The sequence below is a fragment of the Actinoplanes sp. KI2 genome, from assembly GCF_025630775.1.
Classification (GTDB): Bacteria; Actinomycetota; Actinomycetes; order Mycobacteriales; family Micromonosporaceae; genus Actinoplanes.
On record NZ_JAOSZE010000006.1, the window covers coordinates 192,232 to 210,955 of the forward strand.

An 18,724-nucleotide genomic window follows, 5' to 3' on the forward strand; every position below is an offset into this window, starting at 1 on the left:
GGATCCCACCGCATGCGCAGGCCCCTGATCGGCTTGACCGCGTACGCCCAGCAGGTGCAATACGGTAGCAACGACGTCATGGCGGGCATGCTGCCGATGACCTACGTGCGAGCCGTGCACGCGACCGGCGGCCGGGCCGTGCTGATCACCCCCGACGACCCGGACACCGACGTGCTCGAGTCGCTGGACGGGATCGTGTTCTCCGGTGGCGGGGACGTCGACCCGGCGAACTGGGGGGCGGCGCGGCATCCGGAGACGGACGTCGACCCGGCGCGGGACGAGGCCGAGCTGATGCTGATGCGCGAGGCGCTCGATCGCGACCTGCCGGTGCTCGGCGTCTGCCGGGGTATGCAGGTGATGGCGGTGGTCGGCGGCGGGACGCTGCATCAGCACCTGCCCGACCTGATCGGGCACGACCGGCACCGCGCCGCCTCGGGCACCGACCCGCTGGCCGCGGACGCGTCGGCGTACGGGCGGCACGACGTCGTGGTGAAGCCGGGGTCGCGGGCGCACGACCTGCTGGGCGCGCGCCTGACCGTCAACTCGTTCCACCACCAGGCGGTGGACGGCCTGGGCGAGTTCCGGGCGGTCGGCTGGTGCCCGGACGACCGGGTCGTCGAGATCATCGAACATCCACAGCGGTCGTTCGCGCTGGGCGTGCAGTGGCACCCGGAGCGCACCCCGGACCTGCGCGTCTTCGCGGCGCTGGCCGAGGCCGCCGCCGGCCGGGCCGGTGTGCGGCCCGCCGCCATCGCCGCGTAACCCGCCCGGCCGCCCGGTCCGGGCCGCGGCCCGCCGCCATCCCGGCGCGGTCCGTCGCCCCGGTATTACCGTGCTCAACCGGGGCATCCAGTCAGGCTGCTGTACGGCGTCCGGCAGTTCCACGGGCTGCGACTCGACCACCCCAACCACGGCGCGCTGTCCCGCCATCTGCATAAATACCTACGCCGGCGCAACGCCAACGCCCGCCAGGCGTAGATCGGGACGCTGACCGAGCTGTCGGTGGCGCGCGAACCGGGCGGGACCGCGGTGACGTTGCGCCGGCCGCTCGGCGCCCGGTGCGGCTCAGCCTTCAGTGCCCAGCCACGGCTGGGACGACAGCCCGGAGATCTCCAGAACCCGGCGCACCTGCAGGGAGGGCAGCACCCGAAGCCGCTCGCCGTAGAACTCGGCCAGTTGCAGCAGGGCATGGATCGCGGCCGAGTCGAAGAAGGTCACCCCGCGCAGATCGAGCGTCGCCGCCGAGGCGTCGTCCTTGGTCGCGGCCCGGAACATCGCGTCGGCGGTCGACATGTCCACCTCGCCGGTGACGGTCACCAGCGCGCGGTCGTCGGACACGGCGGAGGTGGCCGAGAAGTGCGGGTCCAGCCCCTGGTGATCCACGAACACACGATTACACAGGCCCCCGGGGGCAGCAAGAACCGGCCGAACAGGGCAGCCGAGCCGTTATCGTGCGCCCGCCGCCACCGGTGGCCGCGAGGCTCCCGACGATAGGCTGGGACTATGACCGTTCGCGCCGCACTGGCGCCGGGAAAGCAGTCGCCCTGGCGGGCGGTCCCGGCGCAGATCGTCCGTCCCGAGTACGTCGGCAAGAAGCGCCCGAAAGAGTGGCGCGGCTCGCACGTGCAGACCCCCGAGACCATCGAGAAGATGCGGCTCGCCGGGCGGATAGCGGCGCAGGCCACCCAGCTCGCCGGCGAGCACTGCAAGCCCGGGGTCACCACCGACCAGATCGACCAGGTGGTGCACGAGTTCCTGGTGGACCAGGGTGCGTACCCGTCGACGCTGGGCTACAAGGGCTTCCCCAAATCGTGCTGCACCTCGCTGAACGAGGTGATCTGCCACGGCATCCCGGACTCGACCGTGCTCGAGGACGGCGACATCGTCAACGTCGACGTGACGGCCTTCATCGGCGGCGTGCACGGCGACACCGACGCGACGTTCTGCGTGGGCGACGTCGACGAGGAGGCCCGGCTGCTGGTCGAGCGCACCCACGAGGCGATGATGCGGGGCATCCGGGCGGTGGCGCCGGGCCGGCCGATCAACGCGATCGGGCGGGTCATCGAGGCGTACGCGCGGCGCTTCGGCTACGGCGTGGTCCGCGACTTCACCGGGCACGGCATCGGCGAGACGTTCCACTCCGGGCTGTACATCCCGCACTACGACAACCCTCGCCTCGACACGGTCATGGAGCCGGGGATGACCTTCACGATCGAGCCGATGATCACCCTGGGCACCCACGAGTACGAGATCTGGCCGGACGGCTGGACCGTGGTCACCAAGGACCGCAAGTGGACCGCCCAGTTCGAGCACACGCTCGTGGTGACTGAGGACGGCTTCGAGATCCTTACGCTCCCGTGACGGCGCCGGTCATCGAGCACCACCACGCGGACGTCTCCGGAGGCTGGCTGCGCGCCGCCACGTTCGGGGCGATGGACGGCCTGGTCACCAACATCGCGCTGATCGCCGGGGTGGGCGGCGGCGGCGCCGGAAGCCACACGCTGGTGCTCACCGGGGTGGCCGGCCTGGTCGCCGGCGCGATCTCGATGGGACTCGGCGAGTACACCAGCGTCGCCACCCAGAACGAGCAGATCTCCGCCGAGCTGGCCAAGGAGCGGCACGAGCTGCGGGTCAACCCGGAGGGGGAGCGGGAGGAGCTGGTCGCCACCTGGACCGCGCGGGGCCTGCCCGAGTCGCTGGCCCGCGAGGTGGCCGCGGCGCTGCGCCATCATCCGGAGCAGGAGCTGCGGGTGCACGCGCAGGAGGAGCTGGGCGTGGTGCCGGACGAGCTGCCCAGCCCATGGGTGGCGGCCGGGTCCTCGTTCGTGTGCTTCTCGGTCGGGGCGCTGATCCCGCTGATCCCGTACCTGCTCGGGTTCGGCAGCCTCGGGCTGGCGCTGGGCATGGGCGGGCTCGGGCTGTTCGCGGCGGGCGCGCTGTTCGCGGGCTTCACCGGGCGCAAATGGTGGCTCAGCGGCCTGCGGCAGCTCGCGCTGGGCGCACTGGCGGCCACGGTCACCTACGGGATCGGCGCGCTAATCAAATAGCGCCGGGAGGCTCCCGTCCACCGGCTTGCCGCGCGCCGCGAGCTCCTCGGCCTGCTCCTTGAGCACGGCGCTCAGCTCCTGCATGTCCGCGCCGGCCACGCCGGTACGCCGGACCGCGTCGGCCGCGTTGCGGAAGTACGTGCGGGTCAGCAGGCCGGTGACCAGCGCCGCGTGCAGCCGCGACTCGGCGATCATGAGCAGGGCGGCGTCGGTCTCGTACCACTCGGCCAGCCGCACCGCCCGGCTGCGCGCGGCCGCGGCGAGCGCCCAGTTGTGCCGGGCCGGCGCGCTGAACTCCGGCGGCCGCGCCTCGGCCAGCCGCGCCAGATGGGTGTCGCGCAGTCGGGCGAACCACCCCTTCGGATCGTGCAGCGGCCGGGTCGTCACGTGCCGGTCGGCCTCGAGCGGCCAGCGGGCGGTCAGCTCCCGGGCCCGGCGCAGACCCTCCTCCGCGGTCACCACCGTGAGATCAACGGTCGTGCCGTCCACCTGGCGCAGCGCCGGCTTCGGCCCGGCGCCGGCGCGGAACGTCACGACCAGCATGTTCACGTCGCTGCCGTCGTGGTCGTCGCCGTGCGCGAGCGAGCCGTGCACGCCGATCGCCTGCACGTCGGCCGGCCAGCGCCGCTCGATCATCTCGCCGAGGCGCACCGCCAGCCGGGCCCGCGGCGACGCGATGTCGATCTCTTCGTGCACCCCGTCATTCTCGGTGAATCCCCGGTCGACGGAAGGTGTCCGCCGCCGAGCACGAAAATCGACAAATCCCCGTCAAGCGGCCTTGCCCGGGTAGGGCATCGTCACCGGCGACAGCGCGGCGATCCGGCGCCAGCGGGTGGCCCGTACGGCCGCGTCGGTCAGCGCGGACAGCGCCGCCGCGCGGGCCGCACCCTGGCTCGCCCCGAGCACCGGCCGCCAGGACTGCGCCACGCCGTCCTCGACGTGCACCGCTAGCCTGACCGCCGACACCGGGTCGGCCACCGGGAACGGCAGGTCGTACCCGGCCGCCGCGGCCGGCGGCTGGTCGATCTGGCCGAGCAGGTAGTCGCGGCGGTTCCGATGCGCCGTCTCGGCCGCCCGGGCCTCGGCCACCTGGGCCGGCGCCACCAGATGCACCCCGAGGATCCCGTACGCGTAGATCGCCGCCTCCTCGGCGGCCATCGCGGCCGCGAGTTGCTGGTTCATCGCAGCGCCTCGGCGTGGGTGGCCCGGCACGCGGCGATCGACCCGACCAGCCCGGCCCGGTCGGGCGGCGCCGCCAGGCAGGCGGCTGCCGCCGTCTTCTGCGCCGCCTGCTCGGCCGCGCGCAGGGCGGTGAACGGGTCGGCCGCGGCACTTTCGCCCGTCGTGCCCGTCGTGCCCGTCGAGCCCGTCGCCCCGGGCGCGCTCGTCGTGCTTGCCGCGGGCGGCACCGACGTGCCGATCAGGTGAGCCAGGTCGGCGGCGTGCGCCCGGTGGTCGGCGGCGAGCGGGGTGAGCCGGGCGCTCAGCGCCGGCTGGGCCGCGGCCGCCCGGTCGTACGCGGCGGCCAGCGCCAGGGCCTCGTCGAGCAACGGCTGCAGCGCGTCGGGCGTGGCCGCCGGGGCGGGCTTGTCGTCGAAGACGCCGCAGCCGGCGAGCGTCGTGACGGCGAGGCCGGCCCCAAGCAGTTGCCGCCGTGTATGTCCCGTCCCGCTGGTCCGCACGCGGCCCAGTCAACACCATCGAGCAAAGGCGGCGCAGTCGGCTGCCTTCACTCCTTTCCTGGGTGGTGGGGGGCGATAGCGGGAAATCGGAGCGCCGGAGAACCTCCGGGGCGTCCCGCGCGTTACGCTCTGCATCAGCCGCGGGGCTTTCTGGCCCGGCGGCATATAGTGCTTTCCTTTGACGATGAGCGAAAGGTCGAGCCCGATGACGCAGCGTGGTCGCGCCCGGCCTGGCAGCCACCCCGGCGCCCGCCGCCGGGACGACGAACAGCAGCGGACGCCCACCGCCCCGCGGATCGACCTGGTGGCGGCGCGGGCCCGGGTGCGCGCGGTGATCGAGCCGGTCATCGCGCAGGCCGGTTACGACCTCGAGGAGGTCAACGTGTCGCGCGCCGGGCGCCGGCACGTGGTGCGGGTCCTGGTCGACACCGACGGGGGCATCAACCTGGATGACGTGGCCGTGGTCTCCCGCGAGATCTCGGCGGCCCTGGACGAGGCCGAGGAGCATGGCGGCGAGGTCCTGGCCGGGGAATATCAGCTCGAGGTCGGCTCGCCCGGGGTCGACCGACCGCTCACCCTGCCGCGGCACTGGCGGCGCAACCGCGGCCGGCTGGTCGCGGTCAACGGCCTGACCGGCCGGCTGGTCGACGTGGACGACGCGGGCGTGGTGCTCGACGTCGACGGGGTGACCCGCGCGCTGACCTTCGCCGAGCTCGGACCGGGCAAGGTGCAGATCGAGTTCAAGCGCTTGGACGAGGCCGACTTCGGTGACGAAGACGACGTAGACGACGAAGAGGATGGGGAGGGCGAGGAGTGAACATCGACCTCGCGGCGCTGCGCGCACTGGAGCGCGAGCGGGAGATCCCGTTCGAGACGATCCTCGCGGCGATCGAGACCGCGCTGCTGACCGCTTACCGGCACACCGAGGGCGCGCAGGGGCACGCCCGCGTGGAGATCGACCGCAAGAGCGGCGTGGCGTCGGTCCTCGCCCAGGAACTGGACGCCGACGGCACCGTCGTCCGCGAGTGGGACGACACCCCGCACGACTTCGGCCGGATCGCGGCGATGACCGCCAAACAGGTGATCCTGCAGCGCCTGCGGGAGGCGACCGACGAGCAGCACTTCGGTGAGTACGCGGGACGCGACGGCGACCTGATCACCGGGATCGTGCAGGCCGACGCGGCACGGGCCGAGAAGGGCATCGTGACCGTCGACCTCGGCAAGATCGAGGCCGTGCTGCCGCAGTCCGAGCAGGTGCCCGGCGAGACGTACGAGCACGGCGCCCGGATCCGGGCCATCGTGGTGCACGTGGCCAAGGGCTTCCGCGGCCCCCAGGTGACCCTGTCCCGCTCGCACCCGGCCCTGGTCAAGAAGCTGTTCGCACTCGAGGTGCCGGAGATCGCCGACGGCACCGTGGAGATCGCCGCGATCGCACGTGAGGCAGGTCACCGCACCAAGATTGCGGTGCATTCCACCGTGCCGGGCGTGAACGCGAAGGGCGCGTGCATCGGTCCGATGGGCCAGCGGGTGCGGGCCGTGATGAGCGAGCTGCACGGCGAGAAGATCGACATCATCGACTGGTCGGAGGATCCGGCGCAGTTCGTCGGGAACGCGCTGTCGCCGGCAAAGGCCCTGCGTGTCGAGGTGGTGGACGCCGCCACCCGGACGGCCAGGGTCACCGTGCCCGACTTCCAGCTGTCGCTGGCGATCGGGCGGGAAGGGCAGAATGCGCGGCTCGCGGCCCGGCTGACCGGCTGGCGGATCGACATCCGGCCGGACAACGAGCCGGCGGCCCCGTCGGACCGGGCGACACAGGCGGATCGTGATGCGGCCGAGGCGGGAAGCTGACCGGATAAGCGGCGGGCGCGGCCGCGGGGTAGACTTTTCGGTGGTCGGCCCGACACGCACCTGTGTCGGTTGCCGCAAACGCGCGCCGGCCTCCAGTTTGATCAGGTTCGTAGCGGCCGCGTGCGGAGATTCTTTCCTGCTCAAGGCCGATCCGAGCCGCCGACTGCCGGGTCGGGGAGCGCATCTGCATCCTGATCCGGCCTGCTTCGCGCTGGCGGAGCGGCGCCGGGCCTTCGGGCGGGCGCTGCGACTCGCCGGTGTCCCCGACACCGGCTCGCTGGCCGAGCACATCCGTGCGGTCTCCGTGGCCGCTCGGAACGACTGATGATCCGGCCCTGGTGGCCGGGTCACGACCCAAGGTAGGACGACCCAGATGAGCACACGATGAAGTCCCTGAAATGAACAGGCTTCTAGTGCACGAGTGAGGTCGTTGCGGGTGCGCTCGCACGACCTCGAAGTGAGGAGTGCAGTGCCAGGCAAGGCCCGCGTACACGAGCTCGCGAAGGAGCTCGGGGTCGACAGCAAGACCGTTCTCGCCAAGCTCAAGGAGATGGGCGAGTTCGTCAAATCCGCATCCAGCACGGTCGAGGCCCCGGTGGCCCGGCGGTTGCGTGGCGCCCTCGAGGCCGGTTCCGCCCCCGCGGCGGCGCCCGCCCCGTCCGCGTCCGGCGCGTCCGCCCCCGCCGCCGTTCGTCCGGCTCCGCCCACCAGCGCGCGGCCGCAGCCGCCGCGTCGGCCCGCCGCACCGGCCGCGGGCGCGCCCAGCGCGCCCACGTCCCCGGCACCGTCGCCCGGCTCGTTCGCCCGTCCCAAGCCGCCCGCCGGCCGTCCGAGCCCCGCGCCCGGACCGGTCGCCAAGCCGGCCAGCGCCCACGACATCGAGGTCGCGGCGGCCGAGGCGCGTGCCTCGGCGCTCAAGGCCGAGCAGGAGGCCGCGGTCAAGGCCGCACAGGCCGCCCGCACCCGCGACGCCGAGCGTCGCGCCCAGCAGCCGCCGGCCGAGGGTCGCCCGAGCGGCCCCCGCCCGGGTCCCGGCGCGGTTCCCCCGCGCCCCGGCTCCCCGTCGGCCACACCCGGCCGTCCCGGTGCACCGGGTGCTCCCGGTGGCCCGCGTCCCGGCCCGGCCGGTGGCGCTCCGCGACCGCCGGCGCGCGGTCCCGGTAACAACCCGTTCGGCGTCTCCGGCGGCGGGGCCACCCGGCCCACGCCCGCGGCGATGCCGCGTCCCAGCCAGCCCGGCATGCCGCCGCGGCCGAGCCCGGCGTCGATGCCGCCGCGGCCCAGCCCCGCGTCCATGCCCTCGCAGCGCCCCGGCCGGCCCGGCCCCGGCGGCGGTGGCGCCGGTCGTCCCGGCGGCCCCGGCGGTCCCGGCGGCGGTCGTGGTGGTGCCGGCGGCGGCTTCCGTCCCGGCGGTGGCGGCGGCGGAGCCGGTGGCGGCTTCCGCGGCGGTCCCGGTGGGGGCGGTGGCGGCGGCGGTGGCGGTGGCTACCGCGGCGGTCCCGGCGGTGGTGGCGGCGGTGGCGGTGGCTACCGCGGCGGCCCCGGTGGCGGCGGTGGTGGCGGCGGCCCGGTCGGTGCCGGCGCCCCGGGTCGTCCCGGTGGCGGCGGTCGTGGCCGTGGCAGCGGCGCCGCGGGTGCCTTCGGGCGTCCGGGTGGCCGGCCCACGCGTGGCCGCAAGTCGAAGAAGCAGCGGCGTCAAGAGTTCGACAACCTGTCGGCTCCGGCCATGAGCTCGGGCGCGCCCCGCGGCAACGGCCAGGAGATCAGGCTGTCCCGCGGCGCGTCGCTCTCCGACTTCGCCGACAAGATCAACGCAAACCCCGGCTCGCTGGTCCAGGAGATGTTCAACCTGGGCGAGATGGTGACGGCGACGCAGTCGTGCTCCGACGACACGCTGCTGCTGCTCGGCGAGCACCTGGGCTTCGACGTGCAGATCGTCAGCCCGGAGGACGAGGACCGTGAGCTGCTCGCGCAGTTCAACATCGACCTCGACGCCGAGGTGGACGAGGACCGGCTGGTCGTCCGGCCGCCGGTGGTGACCGTCATGGGTCACGTCGACCACGGTAAGACGAAGCTGCTCGACGCGATCCGCAAGACCAACGTGGTGGCCGGCGAGGCGGGTGGCATCACCCAGCACATCGGCGCCTACCAGGTGCACTACGACCACAACGGCGAGGAGCGGGCGATCACGTTCCTGGACACCCCGGGTCACGAGGCGTTCACCGCCATGCGTGCCCGTGGCGCCCAGGTGACCGACATCGTGATCCTGGTCGTGGCCGCCGACGACGGCGTGATGCCGCAGACGGTCGAGGCGTTGAACCACGCCAAGGCCGCCGAGGTGCCGATCGTGGTCGCGGTCAACAAGGTCGACAAGCCGGACGCCAACCCGGAGAAGGTGCGCCAGCAGCTGGCCGACTACGGCCTGCTCGCCGAGGAGTACGGCGGCGAGACGATGTTCGTGAACGTGGCCGCCAAGCCCGGAATCGGCATCGACGACCTGCTCGAGGCCGTGCTGCTGACCGCCGACGCGTCGCTGGAGCTGACCGCTCCGGTGGACGGGGCGGCCCAGGGCGCGGTCGTCGAGTCGCACCTCGACAAGGGCCGTGGTGCGGTCGCGACCGTGCTGGTGCAGAAGGGCACCCTGCGGGCCGGCGACTCGATCGTGGCAGGTGGCGCGCACGGCCGCGTCCGCGCCATGCTCGACGAGAACGGCAACCAGGTGGCCGAGGCGCTGCCGGCCCGGCCGGTCCTGGTGCTGGGTCTCACCTCGGTGCCGGGCGCGGGCGACACGTTCCTCGCCGGCGAGGACGACCGCACGGTTCGGCAGATCGCCGAGCAGCGGCAGGCTCGCCGTCGTGCGGCCAGCTTCGCCAACTCGCGTACCAAGGCGACCCTCGAGACGCTCATGGAGCAGCTCAAGGAGGGCGAGAAGACCTCGCTCACGCTGGTCATCAAGGGTGACTCGTCCGGTTCGGTCGAGGCCCTCGAGGACGCGCTGTTCAAGATCGAGATTCCGGACGAGATCCAGCTCAAGGTCATCCACCGCGGCGTCGGTGCGATCACCGAGAGCGACGTGAACCTGGCCTCGGCGTCCTCGGACGCCACCGCCACGATCATCGGCTTCAACGTCCGGGCCTCGAACAAGGTCAAGGAGATGGCCGACCGGTCGAACGTGGAGATCCGCTACTACAGCGTGATCTACCAGGCCATCGAGGAGATCGAGGCCGCGCTCAAGGGCCTGCTCAAGCCGGAGTACGAGGAGGTCGAGCAGGGCACGGCGGAGATCCGCGAGGTCTTCCGCTCGTCCAAGATCGGTCTCATCGCCGGCTGTATGGTCCGCACCGGTCTCATCCGCCGCAACGCCAAGGCGCGCATCCTGCGCGAGGGTGTCGTGGTGGCGGAGAACGTCACGATCAGCTCGCTGCGCCGGTTCAAGGACGACGCGACCGAGGTCCGCGAGGGCTTCGAGTGCGGTCTGACCCTGAGCGGGTTCGGCACGCCGCAGATCGGCGACGTGATCGAGACCTTCGAGATGCGCGAGAAGCCGCGCGCGTAAGCAGGTAGGTCAGGGACGGCCCCGGCTCTTCGGAGTCGGGGCCGTCCCTGTTCAATGTCAGGCATGTCCCGGTACGCCCTGCTGCTCGCGCCCTCCGCCAATCGTGTCTACGCCGATCAGGCCGGCCGCCTCGCCTCGGCCGAACTGGCCGCCTTCGAGCCCGCGCTGTCGACCGATGTCTCGGACATCTCCCTGGCGTCCATCGGCGGCGTGGAGTACCTGACCTTTGCCGGCGAGCTGTCCCCACGCGACATTTCGTACCTGTCGAACATGTCCTCGGCGTACGCGCTCTTCGAACGGGTCGACGAGCACCTGCTGCGGCCGGTCATGCTGACCCCGCTGGCCCGCTACGACAGCGACCTCATCACCATCCCGAAGTACGCGGGCAAGACGAACGAGCAGTTCACCAAGCTGCTGCTCAACCTCACCCTGCTCGCCTCGGCGTCGGCCGGCCGGATGCTGGACGGTCACCTGACCGTGCTCGACCCGCTGTGCGGCCGGGGCACCACGCTGAACCAGGCGCTGATGTACGGATACGACGCGGTCGGGGTCGAGATCGACGGGAAGGACGTCGAGGCGTACAAGCTCTTCTTGCAGACCTGGCTCAAGCGCAAGCGGCTCAAGCACACCGCCGACCTCGTCCCGGTGCGGCGGCAGGGCCGCCGCGCGGCCCGCCGCCTGGAGGTCACCATGGCCGCCAGCAAGGACGACCACAAGGCCGGCGCCGTGCAGAAGGTCACCGTGCTGCAGGCGGACACCACCCAGCTGGACGGGCTGCTGCGCGGGGGCGTCGCCGACGTGCTGGTGGCCGACCTCCCGTACGGGATCGCGCACGGCAGCCACGACGACCGGGGCGGCCTCTCCCGCAGCCCGCTCGACCTGCTGGAGCGCGCGGTGCCGCACTGGCTGCCGTTGGTCCGCCCGGGCGGCGCCGTCGGCCTCTCCTGGAACGTCAAGGTCGCCCGCCGCGAACTGGCCGAGGACATCCTGCTCGCCGGCGGTCTCGAGATCGTCCCGCAGCTCTCCCTGGAACACCGCGTCGATCAGGGCATCGAGCGGGATGTGCTGATCGCCAGGAAACCCGGCTGATTCTGTCCGGCCCCGGCGGTACCGTGCTGGCTGATGTTTACCGAGACCGCAGTGTTCGACTTGTTGCTTCCGGGCGACTCCCGCTCGCTGAAGCAGAAGCGCTCCTACGTCCGCCCGATCCTCGCGATGCTGAAGAAGTACGAGGTCAGCGCCGCCGAGGTGGGCTTCCATGACCTGCACGGCCGGGCCCAGATCGGCGTGGCCGTGGTCGCGGCCGACGCCTCCCAGGCCCGTTCCGTGATCGACACCTGTGAGCATCAGGTGGCCGGCCGCCCCGAGATCGAGCTGCTGTCGGTCAAACGACGGCTGTATGGCGACGACGATTGAGCTCGCCGGTTCCGCTTCGATCGCGGACGTTCGTCGGTAACGGCACGTGGGTAGGCTTCAGCAGTTGGGCGGGAGCGGTTCGGGCCCGCGGGATTCACAGTCGGAGGTGGGCGATATGTCGGACCCGGCCAAGACGCGTCGGCATGCGGAGCGCGTCAGGGAACTGGTGGCGTCGCTGGTGCGTGAGATCAAGGACCCCCGACTGGGCATGGTGACGATCACCGACGCCCGGATCACCGGCGACCTGCGGGAGGCGACCGTCTACTACACGGTCCTGGGCGACCCGACCGAGCAGGCGGCCACCCAGGCCGCGCTGGAGAGCGCCAAGGGCATGCTGCGCAGCCGGGTGGGCCATGCCCTCGGGCTGCGGCACTCGCCGAGCCTGACGTTCGTGCTCGACAACGTGCTCGACCATGCCAAGGAGATCGACGACCTGCTCGCCGAGGCTCGCCTGCGCGACGAGGAGGTTCAGCGCCTGGCGGCGGGCAAGCAGTACGCCGGCGATCCCGACCCGTACAAGGCCGAGGACGAGGACGACGCCGAGCTGGACGACAGCGGTGAGCGGGTCGGCGCGCGCGAGGACCTCGGGTGACTACTCCCTCGGGCGAGCCCGGGGGAGTGACCGAGGCGGAGTGGTCCGCGGCCGTCGAGGCGGTCCGCGGGCTCGCTCCCGGCCCGGACGGCGACGAGATCCAGCTCGTCTGCCATGTGAATCCGGACGGGGACGCGCTGGGCAGCATGCTCGGGTTCGCGCTCGGCATGCGGCGACTGGGCTTCACCCGGGTGCGCGCGACGTTCCCGGGCGAGTTCGAGCTTCCCGTCCCGTACCAAAATCTCCCTGGTCTTGATCTTCTGGTGCCGCAGGACGAGGCGTACGCCCGGCCCGCGATCGTGCTGATCTTCGACGTGGCGGCCGTGTCCCGGCTCGGCGACCTGAGGCGTCTGCTCGCGGCGCCGTGCGTGATCGTGCTCGACCACCACGCGTCGAATACCCGGTTCGGCGGGGTCCACCTGGTCGACCCGCGCGCCGCGGCCACCTCGATGATGGTCGACGGGCTGCTCGGCCGGCTCGGCGTGCCGCTGGACGCGCAGATCGCCGAGTGCCTCTACGTGGCGCTGGCCACCGACACCGGCTCGTTCAAGTTCGAGCTGACCACGCCCGCGGTGCACGAGCTGGCCGCGCGGCTGGTCGCCACCGGCATCCGGCCGGGCGACATCTCCCGGCGGATCTTCGACACGCGCCCGTTCGGGGCGATGAAGCTGGCCGGCGAGGTGCTCGGCCGCGCCTGTCTGGACCCCACCGCGGCGGGCGGTCGCGGCATGGTCTGGACGTACGCGACGCTCGCCGACCTCGACCGGTTCGACCAGCGGCCGTACGTGCTGGACGCGCTGATCGACCCGGTCCGCAGCGTCGCCGAGGCGGACGTGGCGGTCCTGGTGAAGCAGGCGGCCGAGAACGAGTGGGGCGTGTCGCTGCGCAGCAAGGGCGCGGTCGATGTGAGCAAGGTCGCGGTCGCCCTCGGCGGCGGCGGGCACCGGTTGGCCGCGGGCTTCACCGGCTACGGCACACCCGGCGAGGTGGTGGCCCAGGTGCGGGCGCTGCTCGACCAGAGCCTGACCTTCTCGACCTGAGCCTGACCTTTCTCGACCGGAGCCTGACCTTCTCGACCGGAGCCTGACCTGGCGGCGGGCCTCAGACGGTGGCGACCATCCAGCCGTACGGCGGGAGGTCGGCCGTCGGGCTGCCGGCCTCCGGCCGCCAGGGCCGGTGCGGAAGCTCGGCGCGGGCCGGGACGTCACCGAAGTTGAGGGCGACCGCCACGGCGGCGTCGTCCGGGCCGGCCAGCGTGTACGACAGCACGCCGTTGCCGAGCGAGTGGATCTCGGTGGCGGCGCGGACCAGCCACGGATGGCGCCGGCGAATGCCGATCAGCTGCTGGTGCAGCCGCTGGGTGTCGAGGCCGTCGTCGCCGAGGTCGTCCGGGAACGCCGGGCGGATCGCGTCGTCGCCGCCCTCGCGCTCCTGCTTCACCCCGCGCCAGGCCCGCTCGTCGCCGTAGTAGACCGACGGGATGCCGCCCACAGTGAACAGCACGGCCAGCGCGTGCGGCAGGTGCCGGGCGTCGGTGAGGCGGCTCGCGATCCGGGTCACGTCGTGGTTGCCGACGAAGGTCTGCGGCGCGAAGGTGGCGAGCAGCTCGTTGTGCCGGCCCAGCGCCCAGGCCAGCTCGTGCGGGTTGACGTCGTTGAGCGAACTCCAGATCGCCTTCCACAGCTCGTACTGGGTGACCGAGTCGAGCCCGCCCTCGGTGACGTAGGACCGGTAGTCGCCGTGGATGACCTCGCCGACGAACCACGCGTCCGGGTGCTTTGCCCGGGCCCGGTCGGTGACCGTGCGCCAGAACGGGAGCGGCACCGCGTACGCCGCGTCGAACCGCCAGCCGGACACGCCGCGATCGAGCCAGTAGCCGAGGACGTCGGTGACGTAGTCGGCGACCGCGGGATTCGCGTGGTCGAGCGTGACGAGTCGGTGGTGACCCTCGAAGGTGCGGTAGTCGTCACCCTCCCGGACGAACCAGTCGCGGTGCGCGAACGATCGGCTCACGTGATTGAAAACCCCGTCCAGCAGCACGCGTACGCCCTTGGCCGACGCCTTCTCGATCAGCGTCACCAGATCGTCCTCGTCGCCGAGCCGCGGATCGACCCGGAAATGGTCGACGGTGTCGTAGCCGTGGGTCTCCGCCGCGAAGACCGGCCCGAGCGCGAGCCCGTTGCAGCCCAGCTCGAGCAGATGATCGAGCCGGTTGGCCAGCTCGGGCAGCCGGTGCTCGACGGGCGTGCCAGGGGAGCGCTCGGCTTCTTCGGCGCTTAGGAAGCCGAGCGGATAGACGTGCCACCAGATGGCGTAGTCGGACCAGCGCACCCGGCAAAGGTACTGGTTGGTAGCGGTTTTCCTCGCTCCTCCGTCCCGGAGCGTGGGAAGAGCGTCTCGATCTCGGGAACTGAACGATAGTTTGGTCCTTAACGGTGATTTGGTTTCGCGCGGCCGTCACCACCGCCCGCCGCGAAACCTCGAGCCACCCGGGTCCACCGATCCCGGGCCGCGCCACCTTCGCCATGTGTCCGGCGACCCCGGACCGGCCTCGTGACGCCACCGCTCGACCGATTCCGTTTCTGGGCGCGCGCCCTCTGTGCCGCGCCCTCCTGCACCGGAGGATCCACCATCATGGCTGCCAAGCCGAAGCCCCAGCCCACCGACGAAGCTCGCGAGCAGGCGCGTCGCGCCCTGCAGACCTCGCTGGACACGCGGCAGTAGGGGAAGTAAGCACCACATCTGTTTGCGATCGTTACAGCCGGGCGGGCATCATGAGTTTTCATGAGCCCGTCTGCCCGGTCTGCCGCTGAGGCGCCCGCGCCGCCGACCGCCCGCACGATCGCCCGGCTCGCCGTCCCGGCCCTCGTCGTGCTGGCCGCCGAGCCGCTCTACGTGCTCGTCGACACCGCCGTCGTCGGCCACCTCGGGCGTCTTCCGCTCGCGGCCGTCGCGGTCAGCGGCACCGTCATGTCGGTCGCCGCCTGGCTCGGCACGCTCATGGCGTACGGCACGACCGGCCGCGCGGCCCGTCGCTTCGGCGCCGGTGACCGTCCCGCCGCCGTCGCCGAGGGTGTGCAGACGTCCTGGCTGGCGCTGGCCGCCGGCGTACTGCTGGCTCTGCTCGCGCAAGTCGGCGCCGGACCGCTCGCGCAAGCCCTCGCGGGCGATCCCGCCACGGCGGAGGCGGCGGCCGGGTGGCTGCGGATCGCCGCGCTCGGCGCGCCCGGGCTGCTGCTCGCCGCCGCCGGCAACGGCTGGATGCGCGGCGTGCAGGACACCCGGCGGCCGCTGATCTTCGTGCTCGGGGCGAACGTGCTCTCCGCCGTGCTCTGCCCGCTGCTCGTCTTTCCGGTCGTCTTCTCGACCGGGTGGGGGCTGACCGGGTCGGCCGTCGCCAACGTGGTCGCGCAGACCGTGTCGGGTGGCTGCTTCCTGGTCGCGCTGGTCCGGGAGACCCGGGAGCTGCGCCCCCGGCCCGGGATCATCGTCGAGCAGCTGCGCCTCGGCCGTGACCTGCTGATCCGCGGGGCGGCCTTCCAGGCCTGCTTCCTCTCGGCCACCGCGGTGGCGTCGAGGTTCGGGGTCGCCTCGGTCGGGGCGCATCAGATCGCGCTGCAACTGTGGTTCTTCAGCGCGCTCGCGCTCGACGCGGTGGCCATCGCGGCGCAGTCGCTGGTCGGAGCGGCGCTGGGCGGCGGCGACGGGACGGCCGCCCGCGAGGTCGCCCGCCGGGTGACGATCGCCGGCGGAGTCGCCGGGATCGGGTTCGCCGTGCTCGCGGCGGCCGGTGCCCGGGTGGTGCCCGGCTGGTTCACGCCCGATCCGGCGGTGCACTCGCAGGCGGCGGTGGTGTGGCCGTGGTTCGTCGGCCTGATGCCGTTCGCCGGTGTGGTCTACGCCCTGGACGGCGTGCTGATCGGCGCGGGGGACGTGCGCTATCTGCGGAATCTCACGCTGGCGTCGGCGCTGCTCGGCTTCCTGCCGGCCGTCTGGCTGGCGTACGCGTTCGACCTGGGGCTGGGCGGGGTCTGGGCCGGGCTGGGGCTGTTCATCCTGATCCGGTTCGTGACCACGGTGTGGCGGTGGCGCTCGGGGCGGTGGGCGGTGCTCGGGGTGGTCCGCTGAGCCTTGGTGGGCCCCTGGGTGCCAGGCCCGACCGGGTCGGGGAGCCGGCCCGTTTTCCACAGGGCCGATTTGACTCTGCCCCTGGGGCAGACCCGAGACTCATTGCCCGGCGGTGGCCCCCCTAGGGTGGGCGGGTGAGCGCTGACGGCCTGATCGTGGTGGACAAACCGGCGGGGATGACGTCGCACGATGTTGTGGCGCGGATTCGGCGGCTGGCCAAGACGCGGCGCGTGGGGCACGGCGGCACGCTCGATCCGATGGCCACCGGGGTGCTGATCATCGGGGTCAACCGGGCCACCCGGCTGCTGACCTACGTGATCGGCTCGGGCAAGAGCTATGCCGCCACGATCCGGCTCGGGCAGTCGACGATCACCGATGATGCGGAGGGGGAGACGACCGCGGTTGCGGATGTCGCCGGGGTTGCCGATGCGGCGATCCGGGCGGGTCTGGCGGCGCAGACCGGGGAGATCGAGCAGGTGCCCAGCGCGGTCAGCGCGATCAAGGTGGATGGGCAGCGGGCGTACAAGCGGGTCCGGGACGGGGAGGCCGTCGAGCTGCCGGCCCGGCGGGTGACGATCTCCCGGCTGGACGTGCTCGACATCCGGCGGGTGGGCGAGCCGGCGGTGATCGACGTGGACATCGACGTGGAGTGTTCCTCGGGGACGTACATCCGGGCGATCGCGCGCGATCTCGGGGCGGCGCTCGGCGTGGGCGGGCATCTGACGGCGCTGCGCCGGACGGCCGTCGGGCGGATGACGCTGGCCGAGGCGGTGACGCTGGAGGAGCTCGAACAGCGGGCGCCGGACGTCGTCGGGCTCTCCCTGGCCGAGGCGGCGCGGCAGGCGTTTCCGCAGCGTACGGCCACGCCGGAGGAGGCGCGGGTGCTCAGCCACGGCGGGCCGCTGGAGCCGGTGGGCATCGGCGGGCCGTATGCGGTGTTCGACCCGGACGGCGAGGTCCTGGCGATCGTGTCGGAGCGGGCCGGACGCGCCCGCGCGGAGATCGTGCTGGCTCCCGCCTGAAGAGGCGCAAACCGGCCGATACGCTGTTGCCCGAGGGGCGTACGAGGAGGGCGGGGAGCAATGCAGCGGTGGCGCGGCTACGAGGCGGTGCCGGGCGGATGGGGCCGGTCGGTGGTCACGATCGGCGTCTTCGACGGCGTGCACCGCGGCCACCAGGCGATCATCGGGCACGCCGTGAAGCGCGCCCACGACCTCGGCATGCAGTCGGTGGTGATGACCTTCGACCCGCACCCGGCCGAGGTGGTCCGCCCCGGTTCGCACCCGGCCGTGCTCACCGAGCCGGTCCGCAAGGCCGAGCTGATCGAGCAGCTGGGCGTCGACGCGCTCTGCGTGGTGCCGTTCACCCCGGCGTTCTCGCAGCTGCCGGCCGAGGCGTTCGTGCACGACGTGCTGGTCGAGGCGCTGCACGCGGCGGTCGTGGTGGTCGGCGACAACTTCCGGTTCGGGCACAAGGCGGCCGGCGACGTGGCGCTGCTCGAGCGGCTGGGGCGGTCGTTCGGGTTCACGGTCGAGGACGCGCCGCTGGTGTCCGCGGACGGGGTGGTGTTCTCCTCGACGTACATCCGCAGCTGTGTCGACGCCGGGGACGTGCGGGCCGCCGCCGCGGCGCTCGGCCGGCCGCACCGGCTGGGTGGCGTGGTGGTCCGCGGTGACCAGCGCGGGCGGGAGATCGGCTTCCCGACCGCCAACCTCATGGTGCACCGGTACGCCTCGGTCCCGGCCGACGGCGTGTACGCGGCCTGGCTGATCCGGGGCGGCGAGCACGCCGCGCGACTGCCCGCCAGCGTGTCGATCGGCACCAACCCGACCTTCTCCGGCCGGGAGCGCCGGGTCGAGGCGTACGTGCTCGATTTCGCCGGTGACCTCTACGGTGAGCGGGTCAGCCTCGATTTCGTCGCCCACCTGCGGGAACAGCGGGTCTACGACGGCATCGAACCGCTCGTCGCGCAGATCCGCGAGGACGTGGAAGAGACCCGCGCATTGCTCCGGTGACCCCCTGGTAGGGTTGACAGCACTGTTGGCTATCCAACGACCGGTTCCGTGTGCCTGCCCGACGCCGCGGGTACGGAACCGAGACATTCGGCAACACAGAATTTTGGAGAACATGGCGCTCGATCAAGAGACCAAGACCAAGATCATCGACGAGTACAAGGCGCAGGACGGCGACACCGGATCCCCCGAGGTCCAGGTCGCGATGCTGACCAAGCGGATCGCCGACCTGACCGAGCACCTCAAGGTGCACAAGCACGACCACCACAGCCGGCGTGGCCTGCTGCTGCTGGTCGGCCGTCGTCGCCGCCTGCTCAACTACGTCCAGAAGAAGGACATCCAGCGCTACCGGTCGCTCATCGAGCGGCTCGGCCTGCGCCGATAGTTCGCAACGGGGAGCGGCCACCGGGCTGCTCCCCTTTCGCGGTTTGGCGAAACCTTCG

Annotated in this window: 20 protein-coding genes; 15 read left to right on the forward strand and 5 right to left on the reverse strand. The window is 72.4% G+C overall.

From position 1 onward, the window contains the following. Positions 1-12 precede the first annotated feature (12 nt). The gene (locus ODJ79_RS08495; protein ID WP_263022765.1) at positions 13-762 is read left to right on the forward strand and encodes a gamma-glutamyl-gamma-aminobutyrate hydrolase family protein; all 750 of its coding nucleotides are present in this window, start codon (positions 13-15) and stop codon (positions 760-762) included. Between the two features lie 303 nt (positions 763-1,065). On the opposite strand, the gene ODJ79_RS08500 is transcribed toward ODJ79_RS08495, so the two are convergent. After that, positions 1,066-1,383, reverse strand: a complete 318-nt coding sequence (locus ODJ79_RS08500) for an STAS domain-containing protein (protein WP_411267284.1) — start codon at positions 1,381-1,383, stop codon at positions 1,066-1,068. A 120-nt stretch (positions 1,384-1,503) separates the two neighbouring features. Between ODJ79_RS08500 and map the strand changes: the two genes are divergently transcribed. Together map and ODJ79_RS08510 are read left to right on the forward strand one after the other, a co-directional pair. Beyond that, entirely contained in the window at positions 1,504-2,361 is an 858-nt protein-coding gene (gene map, locus ODJ79_RS08505) for a type I methionyl aminopeptidase (protein WP_263022767.1), read from the forward strand. Next, complete coding sequence (locus tag ODJ79_RS08510) at positions 2,358-3,047, forward strand: VIT1/CCC1 transporter family protein (RefSeq protein WP_263022768.1); 690 nt, start codon at positions 2,358-2,360, stop codon at positions 3,045-3,047. Before map ends, ODJ79_RS08510 begins: the two co-directional genes overlap by 4 nt. Here the strand turns inward: ODJ79_RS08510 and ODJ79_RS08515 are convergent. The 3 genes from ODJ79_RS08515 to ODJ79_RS08525 all read right to left on the reverse strand — a co-directional run bounded on the left by ODJ79_RS08515 (position 3,036) and on the right by ODJ79_RS08525 (position 4,729). Further along, the gene (locus tag ODJ79_RS08515) at positions 3,036-3,743 is read right to left on the reverse strand and encodes a nucleotidyltransferase domain-containing protein (protein WP_263022769.1); all 708 of its coding nucleotides are present in this window, start codon (positions 3,741-3,743) and stop codon (positions 3,036-3,038) included. The two genes, ODJ79_RS08510 and ODJ79_RS08515, sit on opposite strands and share 12 nt — an antisense overlap. A gap of 72 nt (positions 3,744-3,815) precedes the next feature. Next, positions 3,816-4,229 (reverse strand): ferritin-like domain-containing protein, encoded by a 414-nt coding sequence (locus ODJ79_RS08520; RefSeq protein WP_263022770.1) that lies wholly within the window; start codon positions 4,227-4,229, stop codon positions 3,816-3,818. Then, complete coding sequence (locus tag ODJ79_RS08525) at positions 4,226-4,729, reverse strand: hypothetical protein (protein WP_263022771.1); 504 nt, start codon at positions 4,727-4,729, stop codon at positions 4,226-4,228. The genes ODJ79_RS08520 and ODJ79_RS08525 overlap by 4 nt, the downstream gene beginning before the upstream one ends. A 205-nt stretch (positions 4,730-4,934) precedes the next feature. Between ODJ79_RS08525 and rimP the strand changes: the two genes are divergently transcribed. From rimP to ODJ79_RS08565, 8 genes are all read left to right on the forward strand, one after another. Then, entirely contained in the window at positions 4,935-5,546 is a 612-nt protein-coding gene (rimP, locus tag ODJ79_RS08530; RefSeq protein WP_263022772.1) for a ribosome maturation factor RimP, read from the forward strand. Then, the gene (gene nusA, locus ODJ79_RS08535; protein WP_263022773.1) at positions 5,543-6,577 is read left to right on the forward strand and encodes a transcription termination factor NusA; all 1,035 of its coding nucleotides are present in this window, start codon (positions 5,543-5,545) and stop codon (positions 6,575-6,577) included. The genes rimP and nusA overlap by 4 nt, the downstream gene beginning before the upstream one ends. Next, positions 6,555-6,902, forward strand: a complete 348-nt coding sequence (locus tag ODJ79_RS08540; protein WP_263022774.1) for a YlxR family protein — start codon at positions 6,555-6,557, stop codon at positions 6,900-6,902. The genes nusA and ODJ79_RS08540 overlap by 23 nt, the downstream gene beginning before the upstream one ends. 144 nt (positions 6,903-7,046) lie before the next feature. Next, positions 7,047-10,133: a translation initiation factor IF-2 gene (gene infB, locus ODJ79_RS08545; RefSeq protein ID WP_263022775.1), complete on the forward strand. Its 3,087-nt coding sequence runs from the start codon at positions 7,047-7,049 to the stop codon at positions 10,131-10,133. Positions 10,134-10,196: 63 nt separating this feature from the next. Next, entirely contained in the window at positions 10,197-11,222 is a 1,026-nt protein-coding gene (locus ODJ79_RS08550) for a TRM11 family SAM-dependent methyltransferase (RefSeq protein ID WP_263022776.1), read from the forward strand. Between the two features lie 33 nt (positions 11,223-11,255). Then, on the forward strand, positions 11,256-11,549 hold the full coding sequence (locus tag ODJ79_RS08555) for a DUF503 domain-containing protein (RefSeq protein WP_263022777.1): 294 nt from the start codon (positions 11,256-11,258) through the stop codon (positions 11,547-11,549). Between the two features lie 115 nt (positions 11,550-11,664). Beyond that, positions 11,665-12,141, forward strand: coding sequence for a 30S ribosome-binding factor RbfA (gene rbfA, locus ODJ79_RS08560; RefSeq protein WP_263022778.1), 477 nt, complete (start codon positions 11,665-11,667; stop codon positions 12,139-12,141). After that, positions 12,138-13,181, forward strand: a complete 1,044-nt coding sequence (locus tag ODJ79_RS08565; protein ID WP_263022779.1) for a DHH family phosphoesterase — start codon at positions 12,138-12,140, stop codon at positions 13,179-13,181. Before rbfA ends, ODJ79_RS08565 begins: the two co-directional genes overlap by 4 nt. A gap of 61 nt (positions 13,182-13,242) precedes the next feature. Here ODJ79_RS08565 and ODJ79_RS08570 read toward each other — a convergent pair whose 3' ends face one another. Beyond that, positions 13,243-14,472 (reverse strand): alpha-amylase family glycosyl hydrolase, encoded by a 1,230-nt coding sequence (locus ODJ79_RS08570; RefSeq protein ID WP_263022780.1) that lies wholly within the window; start codon positions 14,470-14,472, stop codon positions 13,243-13,245. A gap of 453 nt (positions 14,473-14,925) precedes the next feature. Between ODJ79_RS08570 and ODJ79_RS08575 the strand changes: the two genes are divergently transcribed. The 4 genes from ODJ79_RS08575 (at position 14,926) to rpsO (ending at position 18,666) form a co-directional block, all read left to right on the forward strand. After that, a complete protein-coding gene (locus ODJ79_RS08575) occupies positions 14,926-16,269 on the forward strand; it encodes an MATE family efflux transporter (protein ID WP_263022781.1) in 1,344 nt (447 codons plus the stop codon). A gap of 134 nt (positions 16,270-16,403) precedes the next feature. After that, positions 16,404-17,291, forward strand: coding sequence for a tRNA pseudouridine(55) synthase TruB (truB, locus tag ODJ79_RS08580; protein WP_263022782.1), 888 nt, complete (start codon positions 16,404-16,406; stop codon positions 17,289-17,291). Between the two features lie 60 nt (positions 17,292-17,351). Beyond that, positions 17,352-18,284: a bifunctional riboflavin kinase/FAD synthetase gene (locus ODJ79_RS08585; protein WP_263022783.1), complete on the forward strand. Its 933-nt coding sequence runs from the start codon at positions 17,352-17,354 to the stop codon at positions 18,282-18,284. A 112-nt stretch (positions 18,285-18,396) separates the two neighbouring features. Continuing rightward, positions 18,397-18,666 carry a 30S ribosomal protein S15 gene (gene rpsO / locus ODJ79_RS08590; RefSeq protein WP_026206975.1) on the forward strand — a complete coding sequence of 90 codons (270 nt, stop codon included), beginning with the start codon at positions 18,397-18,399 and terminating at the stop codon, positions 18,664-18,666. Positions 18,667-18,724 lie beyond the last annotated feature (58 nt).